Source organism: Corallococcus terminator, assembly GCF_003611635.1.
In the GTDB taxonomy this organism is placed as follows: Bacteria; Myxococcota; Myxococcia; order Myxococcales; family Myxococcaceae; genus Corallococcus; species Corallococcus terminator.
The window spans coordinates 1-454 of sequence record NZ_RAVZ01000809.1; the positions used below are offsets into that span (position 1 = coordinate 1).

Genomic DNA, 454 nt, shown 5'->3' on the forward strand with positions numbered 1-454 from the left:
GTAGAGACCCAGCACGGGCGCTTTCAGTTCGTCCACCTTGTCGACGGGCGAAACCGGTTGCAGCGGATTCGGATTGCCCTTCAGCGGCCCGTACCACGCTACTGCAGCCTTGATGCCGGGGTTGCGCTCCGCAGCCAGCCAGACTTGGCGCCCGCCCCAGCAGAAGCCGGTCATGCCAATACGCGCCGCGTCGCCGCCGTTCTCGGTGGCCCATGCGATCGTGGCGTCGATATCGCCCGCCACCTGGGAATCCGGCACCTTTGAAACCACGTTGGCAACGGTTTCCTGCACCGTCCCATAAGCACGCGGATCGCCCTGGCGCACAAACAGTTCAGGCGCGATCGCCAGATAACCGAGCTTGGCAAAGCGCCGGCAGATATCGGCAATGTATTCGTGTACGCCAAAGATCTCGCTGATGACGATCACCACTGGCAGCTTCGTCTTGCCTTCTGGC

Annotated in this window: 1 protein-coding gene; it reads right to left on the minus strand. The window is 62.6% G+C overall.

Annotated features, from left to right (window positions below):
• Positions 1-454: dienelactone hydrolase family protein (locus tag D7V88_RS42240; RefSeq protein WP_147449189.1), on the minus strand; the 454-nt coding region annotated here is incomplete at both ends.